The 19695-nt window shown below is 55.6% G+C and carries 19 protein-coding genes; 3 read left to right on the plus strand and 16 right to left on the minus strand.

All coding sequences use genetic code 11. The features are described from left to right. Positions 1-35: 35 nt before the first annotated feature. The 3 genes from CLU94_RS18185 to CLU94_RS18195 are packed head-to-tail and all read right to left on the minus strand — an operon-like array spanning position 36 to position 1413. On the minus strand, positions 36-428 hold the full coding sequence (locus CLU94_RS18185) for an STY0301 family protein (RefSeq protein WP_143451467.1): 393 nt from the start codon (positions 426-428) through the stop codon (positions 36-38). Further along, positions 425-880, minus strand: coding sequence for a BPSL0067 family protein (locus CLU94_RS18190; RefSeq protein WP_257218866.1), 456 nt, complete (start codon positions 878-880; stop codon positions 425-427). Before CLU94_RS18190 ends, CLU94_RS18185 begins: the two co-directional genes overlap by 4 nt. 38 nt (positions 881-918) lie before the next feature. After that, on the minus strand, positions 919-1413 hold the full coding sequence (locus CLU94_RS18195) for a DUF4265 domain-containing protein (protein ID WP_099666653.1): 495 nt from the start codon (positions 1411-1413) through the stop codon (positions 919-921). Positions 1414-1533: 120 nt separating this feature from the next. Between CLU94_RS18195 and CLU94_RS18200 the strand changes: the two genes are divergently transcribed. After that, a complete protein-coding gene (locus tag CLU94_RS18200; protein ID WP_099666654.1) occupies positions 1534-1950 on the plus strand; it encodes a GFA family protein in 417 nt (138 codons plus the stop codon). Positions 1951-1961: 11 nt separating this feature from the next. Here CLU94_RS18200 and CLU94_RS18205 read toward each other — a convergent pair whose 3' ends face one another. Further along, a complete protein-coding gene (locus CLU94_RS18205; protein WP_099666655.1) occupies positions 1962-2567 on the minus strand; it encodes a glutathione S-transferase in 606 nt (201 codons plus the stop codon). Between the two features lie 68 nt (positions 2568-2635). Further along, positions 2636-3355, minus strand: a complete 720-nt coding sequence (locus tag CLU94_RS18210) for a Crp/Fnr family transcriptional regulator (RefSeq protein ID WP_035828139.1) — start codon at positions 3353-3355, stop codon at positions 2636-2638. A gap of 550 nt (positions 3356-3905) precedes the next feature. On the opposite strand from CLU94_RS18210, the gene CLU94_RS18215 reads away from it, so the two are divergent. After that, complete coding sequence (locus CLU94_RS18215) at positions 3906-5591, plus strand: methyl-accepting chemotaxis protein (RefSeq protein WP_099666656.1); 1686 nt, start codon at positions 3906-3908, stop codon at positions 5589-5591. A gap of 12 nt (positions 5592-5603) precedes the next feature. On the opposite strand, the gene CLU94_RS18220 is transcribed toward CLU94_RS18215, so the two are convergent. Continuing rightward, a complete protein-coding gene (locus tag CLU94_RS18220; RefSeq protein ID WP_099666657.1) occupies positions 5604-5822 on the minus strand; it encodes an oxidoreductase-like domain-containing protein in 219 nt (72 codons plus the stop codon). A 375-nt stretch (positions 5823-6197) separates the two neighbouring features. Between CLU94_RS18220 and CLU94_RS18225 the strand changes: the two genes are divergently transcribed. Then, positions 6198-7748 (plus strand): DEAD/DEAH box helicase, encoded by a 1551-nt coding sequence (locus tag CLU94_RS18225; RefSeq protein ID WP_099666658.1) that lies wholly within the window; start codon positions 6198-6200, stop codon positions 7746-7748. 212 nt (positions 7749-7960) lie between these two features. Here the strand turns inward: CLU94_RS18225 and CLU94_RS18230 are convergent, their stop codons facing one another. The 10 genes from CLU94_RS18230 to CLU94_RS18275 form a co-directional block, all read right to left on the minus strand. Continuing rightward, positions 7961-9199 (minus strand): lipopolysaccharide biosynthesis protein, encoded by a 1239-nt coding sequence (locus tag CLU94_RS18230; RefSeq protein WP_099666659.1) that lies wholly within the window; start codon positions 9197-9199, stop codon positions 7961-7963. 404 nt (positions 9200-9603) lie between these two features. Then, positions 9604-11550, minus strand: a complete 1947-nt coding sequence (locus tag CLU94_RS18235) for a polysaccharide biosynthesis protein (RefSeq protein ID WP_099666660.1) — start codon at positions 11548-11550, stop codon at positions 9604-9606. A 100-nt stretch (positions 11551-11650) separates the two neighbouring features. Continuing rightward, a complete protein-coding gene (locus CLU94_RS18240) occupies positions 11651-12211 on the minus strand; it encodes a sugar transferase (RefSeq protein WP_099666661.1) in 561 nt (186 codons plus the stop codon). Positions 12212-12221: 10 nt separating this feature from the next. After that, entirely contained in the window at positions 12222-13199 is a 978-nt protein-coding gene (locus CLU94_RS18245; protein ID WP_099666662.1) for a UDP-glucose 4-epimerase family protein, read from the minus strand. Then, positions 13183-14256, minus strand: coding sequence for a DUF1972 domain-containing protein (locus tag CLU94_RS18250; RefSeq protein ID WP_099666663.1), 1074 nt, complete (start codon positions 14254-14256; stop codon positions 13183-13185). Before CLU94_RS18250 ends, CLU94_RS18245 begins: the two co-directional genes overlap by 17 nt. Position 14257: 1 nt before the next feature. After that, positions 14258-15469, minus strand: a complete 1212-nt coding sequence (locus CLU94_RS18255; protein WP_099666664.1) for an O-antigen ligase family protein — start codon at positions 15467-15469, stop codon at positions 14258-14260. A 62-nt stretch (positions 15470-15531) separates the two neighbouring features. Continuing rightward, positions 15532-16671, minus strand: coding sequence for a glycosyltransferase family 4 protein (locus tag CLU94_RS18260; RefSeq protein ID WP_099666665.1), 1140 nt, complete (start codon positions 16669-16671; stop codon positions 15532-15534). Then, on the minus strand, positions 16668-17360 hold the full coding sequence (locus CLU94_RS18265) for an acyltransferase (protein ID WP_099666666.1): 693 nt from the start codon (positions 17358-17360) through the stop codon (positions 16668-16670). The genes CLU94_RS18260 and CLU94_RS18265 overlap by 4 nt, the downstream gene beginning before the upstream one ends. Next, on the minus strand, positions 17353-18615 hold the full coding sequence (locus tag CLU94_RS18270; RefSeq protein ID WP_099666667.1) for a glycosyltransferase family 4 protein: 1263 nt from the start codon (positions 18613-18615) through the stop codon (positions 17353-17355). The genes CLU94_RS18265 and CLU94_RS18270 overlap by 8 nt, the downstream gene beginning before the upstream one ends. Before the next feature lie 45 nt (positions 18616-18660). Then, entirely contained in the window at positions 18661-19695 is a 1035-nt protein-coding gene (locus tag CLU94_RS18275; protein WP_099666668.1) for a glycosyltransferase family 2 protein, read from the minus strand.

The following is a 19695-nucleotide window of genomic DNA, read 5'->3' on the forward strand; positions in this document are numbered from 1 at the left end:
GCGGTATCGACTGCGCTGAATGCCAGGCGCGTTGTCTAATTGCACTGAAACCTGACCATTTTCGTTCGCTGTGCAATGGCTGCGACGCACTGTTTGACGCCTGGCAATGCCATGCGCAGGTAGCGTTCGGTACCCGCATACAGGCAGTCCACCTGAAACAGATACTCGGGTGCATCAAAATTGATGTCCCAGCGTTGATGCAAGGTGCCGTTGCGTGTCCATTCCCTGTCCGGGGCCAGGATAGGCAAGGCGTCGCCCGCTGCTGGCGGCTGATTCGCCGGATAGGACAGCACGCGTACGCCACCGAGTTTGCTGGCCGGCAGGTTCCAGCTTGAGGGAGGCGCTTGCGGGCAAGAAAGGGGGGCTGCGGCAGCTGGCCGCATCGCCGCGGCAGCGATGGTCAATGCCAACAGTGCGAGCGGCTTCATTCCACTACCGAATAGAGTTCGGGACGATTCGATGCCCCGGCCGCCGAACGCCCAAAGTAGATCACGCGGGCGCCGGGCTTGTGGTGACGCCACTGGTCGAAAATTTCTATGCCGCCAGGCACCTGGTGGATGAACAGCGCCGCATGATTGCCCTGCCGCAGATTCTGATAGCGGCCATTGACGAAGGTGGCAATCAGCGTGCCTTTCGCGATGCCGCCGTGTTCCAGCAGGTCCGGCACTTTGTCACCTTCGCGCCAAAGCGAAGAGGCACGGGCGCCGGTGAGGCGCCTTGCCAGCGTGACACACTCGCCATTTCCCACGATTTCTTTTTGCTTCGCATAGTCGGCGCGCGCAATGTAGGGCATATCGCTGCTCTCTGTGGTTGACGATAGAGAGAGCGTATGCAAAGCGCGGGCAAGCAGCTTGATGTGTGCCAGAGCAATACAGAACATTGACACGTGTCATGGCCCTGCCTGGCGCACGGGCATGCTTACATATCCACCCACCAGTTGAGCAAGGTTTCATCATCGTCGTCATCAAGGTTGACGTAGATATTGGCGAAGTACCATTCCACGCCCGTCGCTTCGCGGAAGGCGTCAAAGGGACCGTTGACGTTGTAGATGCCGTGGTGTCCCGGCACGCTGAAGGTGAGGTTGCCCTTGTACTGGCCATCCAGGGTGCCGCCCAGCTGGCTTTGCACGTCGCGTTCGAGCTGGTCCACTGCCTCTTGCGACACGTCGTCGGCGTCGTAGATATGGATGCAGAAGTTGCCGCCGCGCTTCAGTACTTCGGCGGGGGCGAGCGGGTCGGCGATGTTGACGATGTCGCCGCGTGCCAGGTTCAGGGTCAGGCCGGGCGAGGCCAGCAGTTCGTAGACGTGCTCGTCGATCTGGCGCGCCGGCAGGGTTTCATACACGGGACCGCTGGTGTTTTCGCCTGCCAGTACGCGGATGTGCGGCAAGCCTTCGCAATTGATGTCTTCCATTTATTCTTTCATAGTGCCGGCGGCACGCACTTTGGGCTGCGCCAGGGTGGGTTTATGGCAATATTGTACCGGGTACGTATCTGCAGGCAGGGCACGCAACGGTGCAAACGAGGAGACGCGATGGAGAATGTGGTGCAAACAGGCGGCTGCCTATGTGGCGCGGTACGCTTTGAAGTGACAGGCGAGGGCAGCAATCCGCACAGCTGTTCCTGCCGCAATTGCCAGCAGCATACGGGCGCGCCGACGGTGGCGTGGGTGGAGTTTGCGCGCGATCAAGTGCGCTGGACGGGTTCGGCCGGTGCACCGGCAACATACCGTTCTTCCGAGTATTCCAGCCGGGCTTTTTGCGCCGCGTGCGGCAGTTCCATCGGCGCCATCGACGATGCGCCGACGGTGGCCTTGCTGGTGGGCATTTTTGACGATCCTGCCCGGGCGGCCTTTGCGCCCGACTATCACTCGTTTGACGATGTCAGGCCGGGCTGGTGGCACTTCGATCCGGCCGCCGCCGTACCCGGGCCGGGCGGCGCAGGCAAATAGCCCCCGGCGCGTCAGACTGGCGGCGTGGCCAGGAAGGCGGGCAGGGTTTCCGCCGAGCGCGTGTAGGCGTGGATGGCCGGGTAATCGCTGGGTTTGACGATATCGGACGTTTCCAGCTGGGCGAAACTCCAGCCGACGGCGATAGTCACGCCCGCCTGGTCGATACTGCCCGTCTCGCCAGGCAGGGGCAGGTGCGCGCATTCCTGTTCCAGCGCGTTCCAGGCGGCATGTAGTTGCATGCTGACCCGTTCCAGCCACGGCGCGTGTTGCTTGTCGAGCGGACGCAGCTTGCGTTCGTAGACGATCTGCACGGCTTTTTCATAGGCGGCCAGGGCCAGGCCCGTCAGGCGCAGCGCGCGCACGCTGTCGGCGAGGGCGGGGGCGGCGGTGTCCGGACGCAGCAGCGACAGATATTGCAGGATCAAGGTGGAATCCATCAGCACTTGCCCGTCGTCCAGGACCAGGGTCGGCACCTTGATGACGGGGTTGATCTCGCGCACGGCATCCATGTTGCGGAACACGGATAGCGGCAAGTGCTCGTAGGAAATTCCCTGCAGTTGCAAACAGATGGCGACCCTGCGCACATAGGGCGAGTCGAGCATGCCGATCAATTTCATGGCCAGTCTCCGGAGTAGTCAGGAGTATCTACGATACCCGCTTGCCTGCCCGCTGGCCAGCGTCCTGCTTAATTGTGTGCGCTGATGCCGCTGCGGAATTGTTCGAAACCGGCGCGGGCTGCCTTGTAGCAATTGCCGGCGGCCGCTTCCAGGCCTTCGCGGTCGAGCACTTCGACCGTGCCGCGGCGGTACTGGATCAAGCCTTCGTCCTGCAGCTTGCGGGCCGTGACGGTGACGCTTTCGCGGCGCACGCCCAGCATGTTGGCCATGGTGTCTTGCGTCACCTTCAGCTCGTTCGACAGCGAACGGTCGAGGCGGTCGAGCAGCCAGCGGCACAGCTTTTGCTCGATGCTGCAATGACGGCCGCCCACCACGTTCTGTGCCATTTGCGCAAACATCGCGCTGGTATAGCGCATCAGCAATTGCGCCAGCGCGCCGCCTTCATTGAACACTTCACGCAGGAAGGCCGTTTTCAGGCGGTAACCGTAGCCGGCCGTTTGCACGATGGCCGTGCAGGTGGCGCGCTCGGCTTCGTACAGCACCACGCCGGCCACGCCTTCGCGGCCGATGACGGCGATCTCGGTGGTGGCGCCGTCTTCCATCACATACAGCAGGGAAACGATGGCGTTGGTGGGGAAGTACGTGTATTCAATCTTGCCGCCACAGTCGAACAGGTGCTTGCCGGCAGGCAGGGCGACCAATTCCAGTTGGCAAAACAGGCGCTCCAGATCGGCGCGCGACAAGGCGCGCAGCAATTCGTTCTGTTGCGCGCCCGTGATGCTGATCATGGGCGTGGCGGGAGCGGCTTGCCAGTTGTGCTGGACGGCTGCATGGGTATTCGTTGCTGGTGTCAGGTTGCTATAAGCTTTGTACATGGTAGGGCCTCGTCTTCTGATTTTGTTGGATGGCGCTGCTTTTCTGGCTTGCTAGCGTTGTGCTGAATCTTGTATCCACTATAGAACCGGGGGCTGCGGACGGGCATCGGATGAGCCGACGCGCTTATGTAGGCTAGGAACATTGCCTCGTGTCATCCGACTCCTACGCCTGTTCCTGTATTTTTCCCTGTGGAAACAGCCGCACTTGGGCAAAAATATGCCGCGTTATCCGCGAACTTTGGCCGCATGCCGCGATCAAACCACTCTGCGTCTGGTGCGACGGTGATAAAATGTTGCACTGCGGAAATTTGGTTTGTGCCGGTATGAGTTGCTGCACTTGCTCTCCACCACTGCTCCCTTTCCCGTAGCCTGCCCTCACTGCGCGCGCCGTGCCTTTGCCCGCGCGCGGCTGTCTTGTCCCGCGGTCTTGTCCCGTTTACCCGTTTATGAAGGAAAGCAACGCATGAAATGGTTTTTTGATTTGAAAATTGCCACCAAGCTGATCTTGTCGTTTGGCGCCGTGCTGTTGTTGACGGCCGCGCTGGGCGTATCGGCGATCTTTTCCATGGCGCGCATCAATACCGCGTCGACGGATCTGTCTGATAATTGGATGCCCAGCGTGCTGGCGGCCATGTCCATGCGCAGCGACGTCAGCGATTTCCGCCGCTGGGAACTGGCGCACATGCTGGCCGCACAGGATGCCGACATGGCGCAGAATGAAACGCGCATGACGGAAACGCAGGCCAAGCTGAAGGTGGACGGCGACAAGTACCGCAGCCTGATTTCGGAACCGGGCGAGAAGGAAGTGTTCGAGCGCTTCCTGGCGCTCAACGATGAATTCATGCGCCTGCACGCAACCATGCTGAGCCTGTCGCGCGAGATGAAAAAGGAAGAGGCGCGCGCCCTGGCTGTGGGGCCGTCTGCCCAGGTCATGACGGACATGATGACGGTCCTCGATAAACTGGTGTCGATCAATACGGATGGCGGCGTGCGCTCGAGTGCCAGCGCCGACGCAACCTATGCGGCCTCGCGCGCCAGCCTGATCGGCTTGGTGGTGGGCATCGTCGTCATCGGCATGCTGCTGGCGCTGTGGGTGGCGCGCAGCGTGGCGCGTCCGCTGATCGCGGCTGTCGGTGTGGCGCGCCAGGTGGCGGCCGGCGATTTGACGGCGCATATCGTTGTGCAATCGCAAGACGAAACGGGGCAATTGATGCAGGCCCTGAAAGACATGAATGCCAGCCTGCAGACGCTGGTGGGCCAGGTACGCAGCGGCACCGATACCATCGCCACGGCGTCGAGCCAGATTGCCGCCGGCAACCAGGATTTGTCGTCGCGTACGGAAGAGCAGGCCAGTTCGCTGGAAGAAACAGCCTCGTCGATGGAAGAGCTGACGTCGACCGTGAAGCAGAATGCGGACAATGCGCGCCAGGCCAACACCATGGCGCTGACCTCGTCGAGCATCGCCATTGAGGGCGGCAAGGTGGTCGGCGAAGTGGTGGGCACGATGGCGTCGATCAATGCTTCATCGCGCAAGATCGTCGACATCATCGCCGTCATCGACGGCATTGCTTTCCAAACCAATATCCTGGCCCTGAATGCGGCCGTCGAGGCGGCGCGCGCGGGCGAACAGGGGCGTGGCTTTGCCGTCGTCGCCACGGAAGTGCGCAACCTGGCGCAACGCTCGGCCGCCGCGGCCAAGGATATCAAGGTCCTGATCGGCGATTCGGTCGAGAAAGTCGAGGCGGGATCGAAACTGGTGGACCAGGCGGGCCGCACGATGGATGACATCGTTGCCAGCATCACCCGCGTGACGGACATCATGAGCGAGATCACGGCCGCCAGCAGCGAACAGAGCGCCGGTATCGAGCAGGTGAACCAGGCCATTGCCCAGATGGATCAGGTGACGCAGCAAAATGCGGCCCTGGTGGAAGAGGCGGCGGCAGCGGCCGAATCGATGCAGGAGCAGGCCGCCAGCCTGAGCGCCGTGGTCAGCATCTTCAAGCTCGACGCGGCCAGCACCTTTGCAACCGGGCCGCGCGCGCCCGCCGCCGTCAAGGCGCCGGCAGCCGTGGCGCCGGCAGCGGCGCCGCGTCAACTGGCCAGCACGGCGCGACGTGCTGCGCCAGTGGATGAGTGGGAAAGCTTTTAATTAAGTAATAAATTAAGCGCGCTTGCGCGCTTTCCTGACGCCCTGGGTGGCGGGGGCTGCCGCGGCTTGCTGGCGCTGTTGCCACGCCCTCAGGGCCTCTTCGTAGGCGGCCAGGTCTTCCTGGTACATTTCCAGAATGCAAAAGGTGCAGCCGCTGTGGCAGCACTCGTCATTGCCAGGTTTGCTGGGCGCTTGCGGTGGCGGATCGTGGGGCAGAGGCGGGGTGGGCATGGTGAGGGCAGGGGGCGGCGGAAGAGGCATCGGAGCTGGCATCGAAGTTGGCATCATACGGCATCCCGGCGGGCCTTTGCTGGAACGCTTTTTGCTCAAAAATCACGGTTTCCGTGTACAGTTGCGGTGAATTAGGGTATCGTTTACAGCACTGATATTGTATCTTCTGCGCGCGATGTTCCGCCGGCGCGATCTCCGCCGCCATCGCAGCACATCTCTTCGACGCTCCCGCATACGCCCTACAGCATGTCCCGGAGCACGGAGGTGCCGCAAGAACAATGATCCATGGCTTGCAAGACGGAGCTGCCTGTGCCCCGAAATGTTGTTTATTGAGAAAGCATGGCTTCCGCAGTGCGGAGGCACACCAGAAAATTTATGTCTGAAACCGAATCGACTCCTACGCCCAGCCCGGCGATTGCCCCTGAAGCGGCGCCCGCCGCCGCTACGCCTGCACCAGCACCTGCCGCATCCGCTGCTCCCAGCCTGACTTTTGCCGACTTTGGCCTCGCGCCTGAAATCCAGCGCGCACTGACCGACCAGGGTTACACCCATCCGACACCGATCCAGGAACAAGCGATCCCCGTGGTGCTGCAAGGCCGCGATGTGATGGGTGCCGCGCAAACGGGTACCGGCAAGACGGCCGGTTTTTCCTTGCCGATCATCCAGTTGCTGATGGCGCATGCCAGCAGCAGCATGTCGCCGGCGCGCCACCCGGTGCGTGCGCTGATCCTGACGCCGACGCGTGAACTGGCGGTGCAGGTGGCCGAAAACGTCAAGGCCTACGCCAAGCATACGCCGCTGCGTTCGACCGTCGTCTTCGGCGGCATGGACATGAAGCCGCAAACCGTCATCCTGCGTGGTGGCGTGGAAATCGTCATCGCCACGCCGGGCCGCTTGCTCGACCATATCGAGCAAAAGAACATCAGTCTGAGCCAGGTGCAGATGCTGGTCATGGATGAAGCCGACCGCATGCTGGACATGGGTTTCTTGCCGGACTTGCAACGCATCATCAACTTGCTGCCGAAGCAACGCCAGAACCTGATGTTCTCGGCCACGTTCTCGCCAGAAATCAAGAAGCTGGCTGCCACGTTCCTCAACGATCCGCTGACGATCGAAGTGGCGCGCAGCAACCAGACGGCCGACAAGGTCACGCAGGTGGTGTACAAGGTGACGGAAGGCGATAAGCATGCCCTGGTCGCCCATCTGCTGCGCCAGCGCGACTTGAAGCAGGTCATCGTCTTTTCGAATACCAAGATCGGCGCCTCGCGCCTGGCCCGCGTGCTGGAACAGGAAGGCATGAGCGCCACGGCGATTCATGGCGACAAGAGCCAGCAGGAACGCATGGCGGCGCTGGAAGCGTTCAAGAAGGGCGAGATCGACGTGCTGGTGGCCACCGACGTGGCGGCGCGCGGCCTGGATATTTCCGACTTGCCTTGCGTCATCAACTTCGACTTGCCGTACAACGCGGAAGACTATGTGCACCGTATCGGCCGTACGGGCCGCGCCGGCGCTTCGGGCGACGCCATTTCGATCTACTCGGATAAGGACGAGCGCTTGCTGGCCGATATCGAGAAACTCATCAAGCAAAGCATCAAGCGCGGCGAATTGACGGGCTTCAATCCGGCTCCTGCCCGCAGCAGCGACAGCGAGCGCCGTCCGCCGCGCCGCAGCGAAGGCGGCGAGGCGCGTCCTGCGCGCGCACCCGAGAGCCGCCATGCGGGCGAGAGTCGCGACAGCCGCTCCGCCGAACGCGGTGCGCGTCCTGCCTTTGGTCCCGGCGCCCGCCGCGAAAAGGCCGATCCCTGGTTCCTGAAGCCATATGAACCCGCCAAGGCAGCAGCCCCGGCTGCCGCCAGCATGGCGCCTGCCGCGGCCAAGCCGAAGCAGAAGGTGGCCGCGTTGCTGGGTGGCTTGTTGAAGAGCTGACTGTCGCGACTGGCTGCTACCCATGGTCGTTCGGGTAGCAACAGTGCCTGAATTGATGAATGAAACCCAAAAAGTTCAATGCGCACTTTTTGGGTTTTTTTATGATGAAGAGGCGGAGACGCTACCGCCGGCCTTGAGATGGTCGTGGCCGCCGGATATTGACGGCTGTCGAACCAGTTGGTGGCGCCGGCGTGCGCGTTGTACTATCGCAATCAGCCTTGCAGCTGTTGACGGTTATTCTGCCACCAACGACGCCCCAGCACGAACAAGATGGAGATGCTCAAGCCTGCCAGCAGGCTGCCTAGCAGGGCAACTGAGGTACGGGTTGTCCGATTCTTGGGCAAGCTGGGGCCAGCAATAAAGCGTGTTTTTTCCAGATAGAGACTAATGGCGGAACTATTATCGACACTGATCTTGTTATAGACTTCCTTGATCGTTTCGTCTTCCATATCCTTGCCGCTAAAGACGGTTTTCTTGATTGGTTCCAGTCCTCGCAGAATAGCTTCGCCAGATTTTGTGCTCTCGGCCAATGCTTTCGCGCGATCATAATACTCTGCGAGTATCATATACTGCTTTTGTTCCCGCTTTGCCTTGTAGATGGCTTCATTCGCTTCAGTAATCTCGACTTCGCTGGTCATCAGCTGGCTGAGCGGCGACAGGTAGCGCGCCGTATCTTCGGTGATTGATACAAGCTGGCGGGAAGCCTGGCTGGCAGCGTCCGGATAGCGCGTCACGATTTGCTTGAGCCTGACGCCTTTGCGCTGATACGAGTCGATTTTTTCCTTGTTTTCAATGATTTTATTATCCAGCTTGGTAATGGCAGCGGAAATTTCGGAATTTTTAAAGCGCAAAATATCCGTATAAATCATGTAGACAATGGTGTCGACTGTATATCGGCCAAGCAAGCTCACTGCTTGTTGCGCGCTTTCCGGTGTCTTGGCCGCGTAGTTGATGGAAACGGCGATGACATTGTTGTCGGCATCCTTGGTGCTGCTCATCAATTCTTTGGCATCAAGCTTGGTGAACGGAAAGATCGGTTCGATCACCTTGGCAATCCCCCCGCGCGCGGCAAATGTCTGGCTCAACGCGATGACAGTAGGGTCATTCTCTATATTGTTTTGCCTGACAAATTCATTAAAGCGTTCGCTGGTGTTTAATGGCGATGAAAAGCGCTTGTAGTCAGCCAAAGCGATACCGGGCGCCTGTTCTTTGACTTCCTTTCCATCTTTCTCTATTTTTTTCTCGGGAATGGCGCCGCCGAACTGTAAAAAACCTTCACTTTGGTATTTTCCAAGGAATAAGGCACTGGACGTGCCGAGTATCGCCACCAAGGCGGTTCCCGTCAGAATAACGCCACGCGACTGCCATAAGATAGTGAGGAAATTTGTCAAATTGAAGTCATCATCTTCAACGTAAACTTCCGATTCATTCAATTCGTCATGCTTTTCCATAAGTTCTCTTTTTTAATTTTCCAGCTCGCCATTTTCAAGATAAAAGTGGCAAGGATGTTTCAAAGGGCTAGTCTGCCATGTCGCTCAGTCCTGACTGAGGATGCCGGGCGAATATGATTTCGCGGTATGCATTACCTGAGGGGCATGAGTTCTCTACGGTTATTCTTGAGGAACAATTTGATTGCTATTGAGTGAAAAAAATGTGCCAAGGACAATAATCGATGTTGGTTCTTATATTGCGAGCTTCATTTTTCGGAGAGCAGATTTTTTCACAAAATATTATAGGGGAATAATGGGAGACGTGAAAATAGGCATTTGTTACAATTTGTTAGCTTTCTTGTCTCGTTACCCATATATTCCCCGCCCCATTGTTATTTGAGGCAGGCTTCAGTCGGTCGCCCGGATCATGTCAAAAAATTACTATCCTTGAGCGGTGGCGACTTATCTTCCGCGGTAGCCTGTCGACGCCGCTGCTCCGACCAGATCAGGTCTTCGATACCACATTGCGGTACATATTCGTGAACTGCCCGCAGCAGCAGATTGCGTAGTGCCTCGAAATTGAAGTCATTGCATGCAAGATCCATTTCCTCCAAGATCTTTTTCAAATCTTGCCAAGGCACTTCCGATTCCTCTGCCCGCATGATGAGGGGATGCTCGGTGCCTTCCACATTGCCCCCAATCAATAGCTCTTCATAGAGCTTTTCTCCGGGGCGCAGACCTACATGCTGTATTTCAATACCGTCCGGTGCCGACTTGCTCTTCACTTCCAGGCCACTCAAATGGATCATGCGTTCAGCCAGATCCATGATCTTCACGGGCTCGCCCATGTCAAGAACGAACACATCGCCGCCCGTGCCCATGGCGCCGGCTTGCAGCACAAGTTGGGCGGCCTCAGGAATGGTCATGAAATAGCGTGTGATTTCCGGATGTGTCAGGGTGATCGGACCACCGGCCTCGATCTGTCGGCGGAACAGGGGAACGACCGAACCAGACGAGCCCAGGACATTGCCAAAACGAACCATGCAAAAGCGCGTGTGGCTCTGTTCGCGTGTAAATGCCTGCAAAATCAGTTCCGCGAGGCGCTTGGTCGTGCCCATCACATTGGTCGGCCGTACCGCCTTGTCCGTGGAAATCAGGACAAAATATTTGACATGGGCTGCCATTGCCGCCTTGGCAATGCTGAGCGTGCCGAAGACATTGTTGCGTACCCCCTCTACGGGGTTATGCTCCACCAACGGCACGTGTTTGTAGGCTGCCGCATGATACAGCGTCTCCACCGAGAAGGATTGCAAGATGCGCTGACATTTTTCGGTATCGAGCACGCTGCCGAGGAAGGGCAGGATGTCGACGCCCAGCTCATATCCTTCATTGATGCCTTTTAACTCCTGCTTGATGGAATACAGGGCAAATTCGGACATGTCCAGCAAGACGAGGCGGGCAGGTTTCAATCGGATGATCTGGCGACACAGTTCGGAACCGATTGAGCCGCCAGCGCCCGTGACCATGACGGATTTGCCGATAATGCAACTGGATATCAGCGACAGATCGGGCGATACCTGGTCACGGCCCAGCAAATCTTCAATTTCGATGTCGCGGACATCTTGCACGCGTAACTCGCCACTGACCAGGCTTTCCACCGGCGGGGTAACCTTGATCTTGACTTTCAGGTGTTCAAGGCTATTGAGGATTTTTTTCTGTTCGCCTTTGTTCAAGGCAGGCATGGCCAGCAGTATCTCGTTTACCCCATATTTCTCGATCACGTCGGCCAGCGCATTGGACGGATGGACTTTAATGCCAGAAATAGTTGCATCGCGCAATTCTTTCATATCGTCGATGAACGCCACTGGCATGTACTCGCGGCCTGCGCGCAAGGCGCTGGCCAGTTGCACGCCCGCTTTGCCCGCGCCATAGATGGCGACGCGCGTATAGCGACGTCCCATCTGGTGCAGTAGCACGCCCCGTGCGAGAAAGCGGCTGGCCACCACGTAGGTCAAGGCACTTACCCAATAAATGCCGAATACGCCGCGCGAGACTCCGGCCATATGCGTCAATAGCCCCGCCAGTGCCAGTAAAACAGCGACCGACAGCGTGACACCGAAGACGACCACATACACGATTTTCTGATCGATGAAGCGGATGACGGCGCGGTACAGACCAATTTTGATAAAGATGGGGATGGCGACGATGGGGGCCGCAACGATGATCCAGAAATAGCTGAGGAACAAGTTCAGGTTAACGACATCGTAGCGCAAAATAATCGCCAGACAAAAGGTCAATGGCAAGAATATCAAATCAGCAGTAACAGCAATGAGCTGTTTCTTGAATCGTGATAAATCAATAATTAGTTTCATTTTGACGAATAATTACTTTAGAAAGGATAAGGGCAGCGTTGGCTTTGCTGCAAACCGTTGGAATATCGCAAAAACAATACTGTTTCCAATGTAAAACTCATCAATGCGTGACGCCATCGCGGCGTACTACCTTGAGCGCCGTCAGGAGGATAATTTTCAAGTCGAAGAAGAACGATTGCTGCTGCATGTAGACCAGATCGAGTTTGACCTTTTCCGGAATCGGCAATTCATCGCGGCCATTGATCTGCGCCCAGCCGGTCAGGCCTGGCAGTATGCGGTCGACGCCGTATTCCGTCCGCAGCGCGATCAAATCCTGCTGGTTGAACAGGGCGGGACGGGGGCCGACAAAGCTCATGTCGCCGCGCAGGATGCTCCACAATTGCGGTAACTCGTCAAGGCTGGACTTGCGCAGGAAGGAGCCTATCGGCGTGAGGAACTGCCCGGGATTCGTGAGCAAGTGCGTTGCCACGGCCGGTGTGTCTATACGCATCGTACGGAACTTTGGCATGCGGAAAATCTTGTTGCGCACCCCGACCCGGTCCGACCAGTAAATGGCAGGCCCTGGGGAGGTGAGCTTGACAAGTATGGCGACGATGAGAATCGGGATGGCAAAGGCCAGCAGCACTACGGAAGAAAGGGCGAAATCAAATAATCTTTTCATTGGAGTATTTTTATTGTTTTGAAGTAAAAGAAGTCACCGTCTTGTTGATGGCGTCCCGCATTGCATGGGGGGGCTGCCAGTTCAGCATGCGTTTGGTCTCGCTAATATCTACTTGCAATGAGTCAAGCAAGCGGTTCGCATCCATCGATTTTCCTGCCAGGCGCGCCAACGCCACAAGCAGGCAGGGAGGAACGGGTATCAGCCAAATATGTTTTTTCATGCCGCTTGCCAACATGCGCAGTAACTGTGCAATGCTGACATCGTGGTCATCTGACACAAGGAATATTTTCCCCGGTGCCTGTGCATGCCATGTACTGAGCGCAATCAAATCAACAAAATTATCCAGTGCAACCATACTGCGGACATTGTGTACGGCGCCGAGTGGCAATGGTACACCGCGCTGTACCAAACGCATCAATCGTTCAAAATTTGCGCGTACGCCAGGCCCGTAGATCAGCGGTGGACGCAGTATAACGATTTCCATGCCCGTTTCGCGACCAATGGCCAGCAGGGCCTGTTCGGCTTCGTGTTTGGACGTGCCGTAGGGGTCTTGTGGATTCGCTGCATCACTGGCCTGGAACGGGCGACCAGGAAGCGTTTGCTCGCCATTCACCTTTAACGAACTGATGAAGATGAATCTGCGGATGCCGGCATCCGCTGCCTGGCGGGCCAGATTGATGCTGCCTTGCACGTTGATACGACGAAATTCGTCCGCAGGAGACGCTGCCGTGTCGCGCATGACGTGGACCCTGGCCGCAAGATGAACGACCACCTCCACACCATCGAGCGCCGCGCGCCAATCCTGTGTTTCAAGCGCATCGTCGCACTGGAAGAACGTCATGTTTGGCGCCGCGCATGGGATGTGGCTACGGGCTGCGCACACCACGCGCGTCCCGGCCTGGACGCCAAGATGCTGTGTCAGCGCCCGGCCGACAAAGCCAGAGGCGCCCGTCACGAGAAAACTGCGGGGGTTAAAAGATGTCTGCATAGCCGCTCGAAATTCTGTTCCATGTATACAATTGATCCGCCAATTGTTTCATCTGATGTCCCAAGAGCGTCAACTTGGCCTCGGTCAGGCTGTTCAGCAGTTCAGTTAATTCTGCAGACGTGTCAAAAAAATAAGCCTGCTGGTTGGTGGTTTCGCGGTTGAAGATGCAGCCATAGGCAAGCACCGGCAAGCCCAGGCTCATCGCTTCGACCAGCGAAGGATTGGTTCCGCCAGCGCTGTGGCCGTGGACATACACTTGGCAGGCAGCGCGTAGCTGATTCAGGATAGTGTGATCGTAGATGGGGTCGAGCAAATGCAAATGGGCAATTCCGGCATATTTTTGCCGTAATTGCTTGCCATATTCGCTATTGTCCCAGTTGCCCACGATGACAAGATCCATCGTGGGTGCGCTGGCGAATGCCTCGATGATCATGTCGATATTGTTTTCAGGCTCGATGCGGCATACTTTAAATGCGTACTTCACGCGATCGAGCTCATATTTTGCCAATATGGCATCATCCCGCTGTGGACGTACAGCATGGTCGCCACCATAGGCGATCAGTGCGCTATCGCGTCCATATTGCGTTTTGACATAGTCCTGGATCGCTTTGTTGTCCGTCACGACCTGGTCGGCATAGCGTACGGCGGCCGATTCCGATAGTTTCAGGAACCATTTGGCAAAGCCGCTCCATTTGGCCCGGCGCCACTCGAGGCCATCAATATTGATGACAAATTTTTTGCGCGATATGAGCTTCAGCACAGGCATGAAGACGCAGCCGGAAACGCCCAAGACCACGATCGTATCGGCATAACGGATGGCTTTCAACATCGACCACAGGTCATAGATGATGCTTTGCATGCCGTTGGCATCGAGGTTGATGTAGACCAGTTTGGCGCCATTATAGGTTGCCAGCTTCTCCGGGTATTTTTCCGCACAGCAATACACGGTGAAATCGAAGGAAGTGGACAAGTGCGCCGTCAGGTGGTCGACAAGTGTTTCCCATCCTCCATATTTGGCTGGTAATCCGACGGAACCTACGATAGCGATTTTTTTCATATTAATGTGAACCTGTTTTTTTTGTTGCAAGAAAACTTGAGAAATAACCTAACACGATGTAACAAAATACGGATTCATTGCTGAAGATGCCGCAGATGACCATGTTGGACAGCAACAGTCCCGCGATGCTGCCGAGTATCATCATCCTGCCATGGGGGGCCGTGCAGTGTTTGGCACGCCTGAACATTTTCAGCAAAAAAATGAAATAACACAGCAGGCCAGCCAGGCCGCTCTTGACGAGAATGTACAGATAGCCATTGTGCATCCATGGAATTTCCGAATATTCGGCACCGCCCAATGGAACTGGAAAATCGAGATGCACTAATGCACCGAATCCGCCGCCAAAAATCTCGTTAAGGATGGGATAGTTCTTGAATTCGCGAAATGACGCAAAAATTTCGTAGGCGCGATAGCTGGTACCGATGTCCTCCTGAGTCCATTCTTCATTAAAATGCAGTTCTGAGATTGCCTTGTGCAGTGTTTCACCGATCAAATCATACAGGCCAAAGGCGCCTGCAACGGCAGCGGCAAGAATGAAAAGGGCCAAGGCGCGCCACATTATTTTGGCGTCGATGATTTTTCTGCCGGAGAGAAGAAAAAAAGCCGCCAAGATGAGAACATAGGTGCGCGAAAACTGAGCGAGAAAAACGGCATGTACCGCAATAAACCAGGGGTTGTGCAATACTTGTTTCCAGGACTTTCGTTTTTCATACAGCATGACAATGCAGTAGACCAGCAGGAAGCTGCCGGGGCTGACAAAATCACGTATTTGCAGCACCCCGATAAAACCCATTTCAAACCAGAAGAAACACAGCAGCAGCAAAAATATGACGCAGTATATTTTCGAATAACCAAAAATCAGCTGGCGGATATTCCCACCTTGCTTGAAAAATCTTTTCCCTGCCATGAAGTAAATGTACGGAATCAGAAAGAATAGAATATCCCGAACCGTATCGGCCAGCTGGTTTTTCCATGCAAAGAGCAGGCCAATGATGCATGGTAGCAACAAGTAGAGTTCCAGCTTCTCACCGCGATAGCGCCATACTTTTTTTACCGGTAGCGCGATATACAGCGCCGTCAAAAACAGGCTGCCCAGTTTGAGATAGTTGGAACTGAAAAAGAGAGCAAGTACAGATAGCAGGAGGCCCCAGAACAGTAGTTGCGAGGGTGCACCGATCTGACGTGGCGTGTGGATTATTTTACCGATTAACAAACTATTTCCCGTGATATTGGATGGAGCACGTCTTTACAGTGAAGGCAAGTGTATTGGTCGCATCATCTCAGCATCCCCACGAGCCCCCTGAGCGCCTGGGAAAACTTCTCTTGTGAAAAGTTCTCGGCCCTGGCGCGTGCCGCTTTCGACATGGCATGGCACAGGGCGGTATCGTCTGCAAGGGCCAGCGTTCTTTGTTTTAACAGTGCAAAGTCACGTGAGTCGACCAGAAATCCTTCCTGCAAGTCGTTGACCAGCTCTGCCGGCCCGCCCAATGGTGGTACAAGCACGGGTAGGCCAAAAGCCATGCCTTCCAGCACCGTGAGTCCGAAGGTTTCAATCCAGCTATCCACGCGCGAGAGGTTGAGCAGCATGCCAGCGCGCTGATAAAACATGGCGGGATTGTCGGTGCGAGGATATACGCGCAGATTGGGCGTTATCGGCATATGGGCAAAATATTGCGTGATGGCCGCCTGGTCGTCGTTGACCACCAATTCAAATTGCACGTCTTTGCGGTCGGCCAGCGCGGCGGCCAGCGCCACCATTTCCGGCACACCCTTGTAATCGCGCAGCGATGCCAGCATCAGTATCGTAAAGATGCCATCGTGACGCGGTTGATAGCTGGCTTGCGCCGCGACAGCCGTGAAGTCCGCGTCGAGCGTATTGTAGATTTGCACGGCCGGCACGTCGGCGATAGGCAAGGCTTCCGCGTGCGACTTCGACACATAAATATTGTAGGCCGAACACATGCGCGCGATCGTGCAGAGCAACAGACGCAAGGGCTTGGGTTCTATGGATATTTCATGGACATGATAGATGACCTTGCGCCCGGTGAGCTTGCCATATAGCGCTCCACCGAAAGGCAGCAGGGTATTCACATAAATCACAGCATCCTTGGCGATGTTGCGTTGGCAGAGCAAGGAGAACAGCAGAAATATCTGGCTGAGTAGCAGATTGCAGAGAGTAATGATACGCAACCGCGAACGGTGGTACCAATATCGGCTGAGGGGAATGCCGCACGTTTCCAGGACGCCACGGCCCTGGGAGCCAACAAAGAGCATCGCGCGAGCGGGATCGTCAACCAATGCCCGGATGGTGCCTCGCAGTACCCGCGGACTGCCGGATGCGTCATTGAGCAAATGGCAGAACACCAGGTCGATTTTTACGGACTCCGCTGAGGAGACGGGAGGTATGTGCGTCATGCGATAAGTGATTTTAATTTACGTGCCGGAATGCCGCCATATACGGCGTTGCCTTCATACTTCCCCGCAGTGACGACCGCACCGGCGGCAATCACGGTATTGTCGCCAATCTCGGCACCGTCCAGGATGGTGGCCTTGGCGCCGATCCAGCAGTTGTTCCCTACGCGTATGCCTTGCTGAGTGACGCCTTGCAGACGGATGGGGACGCCGCTGTCCTCAAAATTGTGATTTTCAGAATGCATGCTGACAAAATTACCCAGTATGGTGTCATCACCGATGCTGATGCCGCCCGCACAGCCCAGGAAGCTGAAGGAACCAATTCCTACATTATTTCCTGCAGAAAACCCCTTGCCCAGGGTTGCCAGCGATCCTGTGCATTCAATGGATGCACCACGTCCCAGGGAAAAATTATTCCCCAGATGAATTCCATCGCGCGACAGGGCATCCACATAGCATTCGGATGCAAACTTGATGAAGCGGCCGGTACGGATTTTCGAGGTACACAAAATCGCTGTCTTCCTGCCGACAAAAATGCGCGCGTTCAGGCGTCGAAACACGAGAATGCCGCGCAAGAGGTCAATGACCTTGCCAGCGAAAAAACGCAGCAGATAGGCCTTGGGAACGTCCGGATCGATGGCGAATTTCTCTTTTCTTGCGCGTGACGCCAGCGTTGAAAAAAAATCACTCATGCGTCACCTTTTCATAAATGTCGCGCACCTGACGTATTGTCACATCCCAGTGCAGTTCCGCCTGGCGCTGCAGGACATTGGTTTTCATGTGGTCGAGCGCTGCATGATTGTTCAGACAAAATGCCATGTGGTCCGCCATCTGCTCAATGATGCCCTCTACAGTGTTGAGCGTTACCTTGAAGCCAGTTTCTGCTGTTATCAGGTCACGTGCGCCAAACTGGTCGAGCGCGATACTGGGCAAACCCATTTCAAACGCTTCCAGCAATACGGTGGGATTGCTGTCCATCATAGACGGCATGACGTGGACATCGGCTTCACGCATGATGTCGAGCACCTGCTCGCGCGGCACCTGTCCATGCCACATGATTCGCTCATCGAGTTTCAGCGCCGTGGATTGGGCCTGCAGCACTGCTTTGCACGGTCCGTCACCGATGACGTGCAAGCGCCAGTCCTGTCGTCCGGACAAGTGCGCCAGGGCGCTCAGCACGAGGTTCAGGGCCTTGAGTTCGTCGATGCGGCCAGCCCAGACAAATTGCACCTCTGCTCCTGTCGGCTTGATCGTCTCCCGTAGATTCAAGAGCGAGTTTTCACGAATGATCTGGCAATCCACATGCAGAAAATGCTGGAGATTATCGCGATCAGCCGAGGTGGCCGAAAAAATTGCCTTTGCTGCCATTGCCGCATTTTTGACGCGTGCCGAGTATTGCAGGAAGTAGCTATTTGTCCAGTTTCTTAACTTGTGCCGAAGAAAGTTTCCTTTACCTAATATAGGGAAAAATATATCGTTCAAGTTCGAACTTCCACCGACCGGCCCCCAGACAAAGGGGAGATCGAGTTTCCACAGAAAACCCGGATGCCGAAATCCTATCGTGTTCAGTTGGTGCACGAGGCTGTAATTTTCATTTGCCTGCATTTTTCTTGCGGTGGCTAGTACCTGGCGTTGCCACAACATGTAAGAAAATGAAAAGAACAGGGGGGTGATCGAACGATTCATCCAGTCGAACAAACGCACTAATCGGTTCGGCTCGACATACACATAGTTGACGCCATCGTCTGGATTGTTTTGGCGATATTGAAGCATCGCCTCATGATTTCCCATGCAGACACCGGACGTTCCGTACAGCACGGTAATGTCGTAAAACGCGCTCAGCTTGGAAACGAAATTCCATCCTACGCCAAATTCGGAGCCTGAATACGGTGAGATAGCGTAAGCGGCAATGAGTATCTTCTTCTTCGGTGTATTTATTTTTGTCATAAAAATATTATTGAATCATGTTGTTGAATTCGAATTCAAATTCAATTATTTTTTCCGAGAAAAGAGAAAGCACAGGCGCAATACAAGTCTGCTTAGGTGAAAAAATGGCGTGGCTGGCAGTTTGCTCAAGCCATGTTCCCGGCGCAGACGGGGGAGATCAAGGTCTATATTCCAGAAGTTTTTATATTGTTTTATCGTGACCAATGCATAGAACTGAGCATACTGACGTAGCAGCGATGGTGGTACATCGACGTGTTTTTCCAGCGCCCTACGCAATTGTATGTTTTTTGCAATAAACCCTTCGCCGGTGGCGGGATTGGCGGTTTCGTTTTCGTGAATGCGATAATACGCCAGGGTCTTGTTCAGTCTGCTTGCACCGAAATTCAGGAAATACATCGTGAAAAATACATAGTCTGAACTGGGAAAGGCAGACGCCTTGTAGCCACCAATTTGCATGGCGTGACTACGTTTGAAAATCAGGCCAAGGGCGCTCGATGGCGCATCCATATAGACGTGGGAAATCGGGATGCGGCTCAACTGCGGCAAAAACCATGTATTCTTGATATTTTTCAGACCTTGTTTGATTCTGTTTTTGAGCTGCTGGTTAAGACTGCCACGGGCATCCATAAAAATGGAGCGGCAGTATAGCAGGCTGATCGAAGGATCTTTTTTCAGCACCGAGAACATTTCAGCGACAAAATCCGGATGCAGTAAATCATCGTCATTCAAAATGGAAATCCATTCACTGCGCGCCAGTTCAATACAGCGGTTCCAATTGCCGAACATGCCCAGATTTTCGCTGTTGCGGAACAGGCGCAGGCGATCATCTGCAAATTGACGAATCAGTTCGTCAATTTGTTCGCTCATCGAATGGTCGTTATCCACGACGACGATTTCGAAGTCAATATCGCTTGCCTGGGCCAGTACCGAGCGAATCGCCTGCGCCAGCATGTCCGGGCGGCGATAGGTCGGGATCATGATGGACAGTGTCGGCATGAGGCGCTTGCCACCATCAATGATGAGTGACGAAGGACGATCTGCACAAATGGCAAACTGGTCTTCAATATCGAGAATGTTCAA

Source organism: Janthinobacterium sp. 13 (assembly GCF_002749695.1).
Classification (GTDB): Bacteria; Pseudomonadota; Gammaproteobacteria; order Burkholderiales; family Burkholderiaceae_D; genus Janthinobacterium; species Janthinobacterium kumbetense.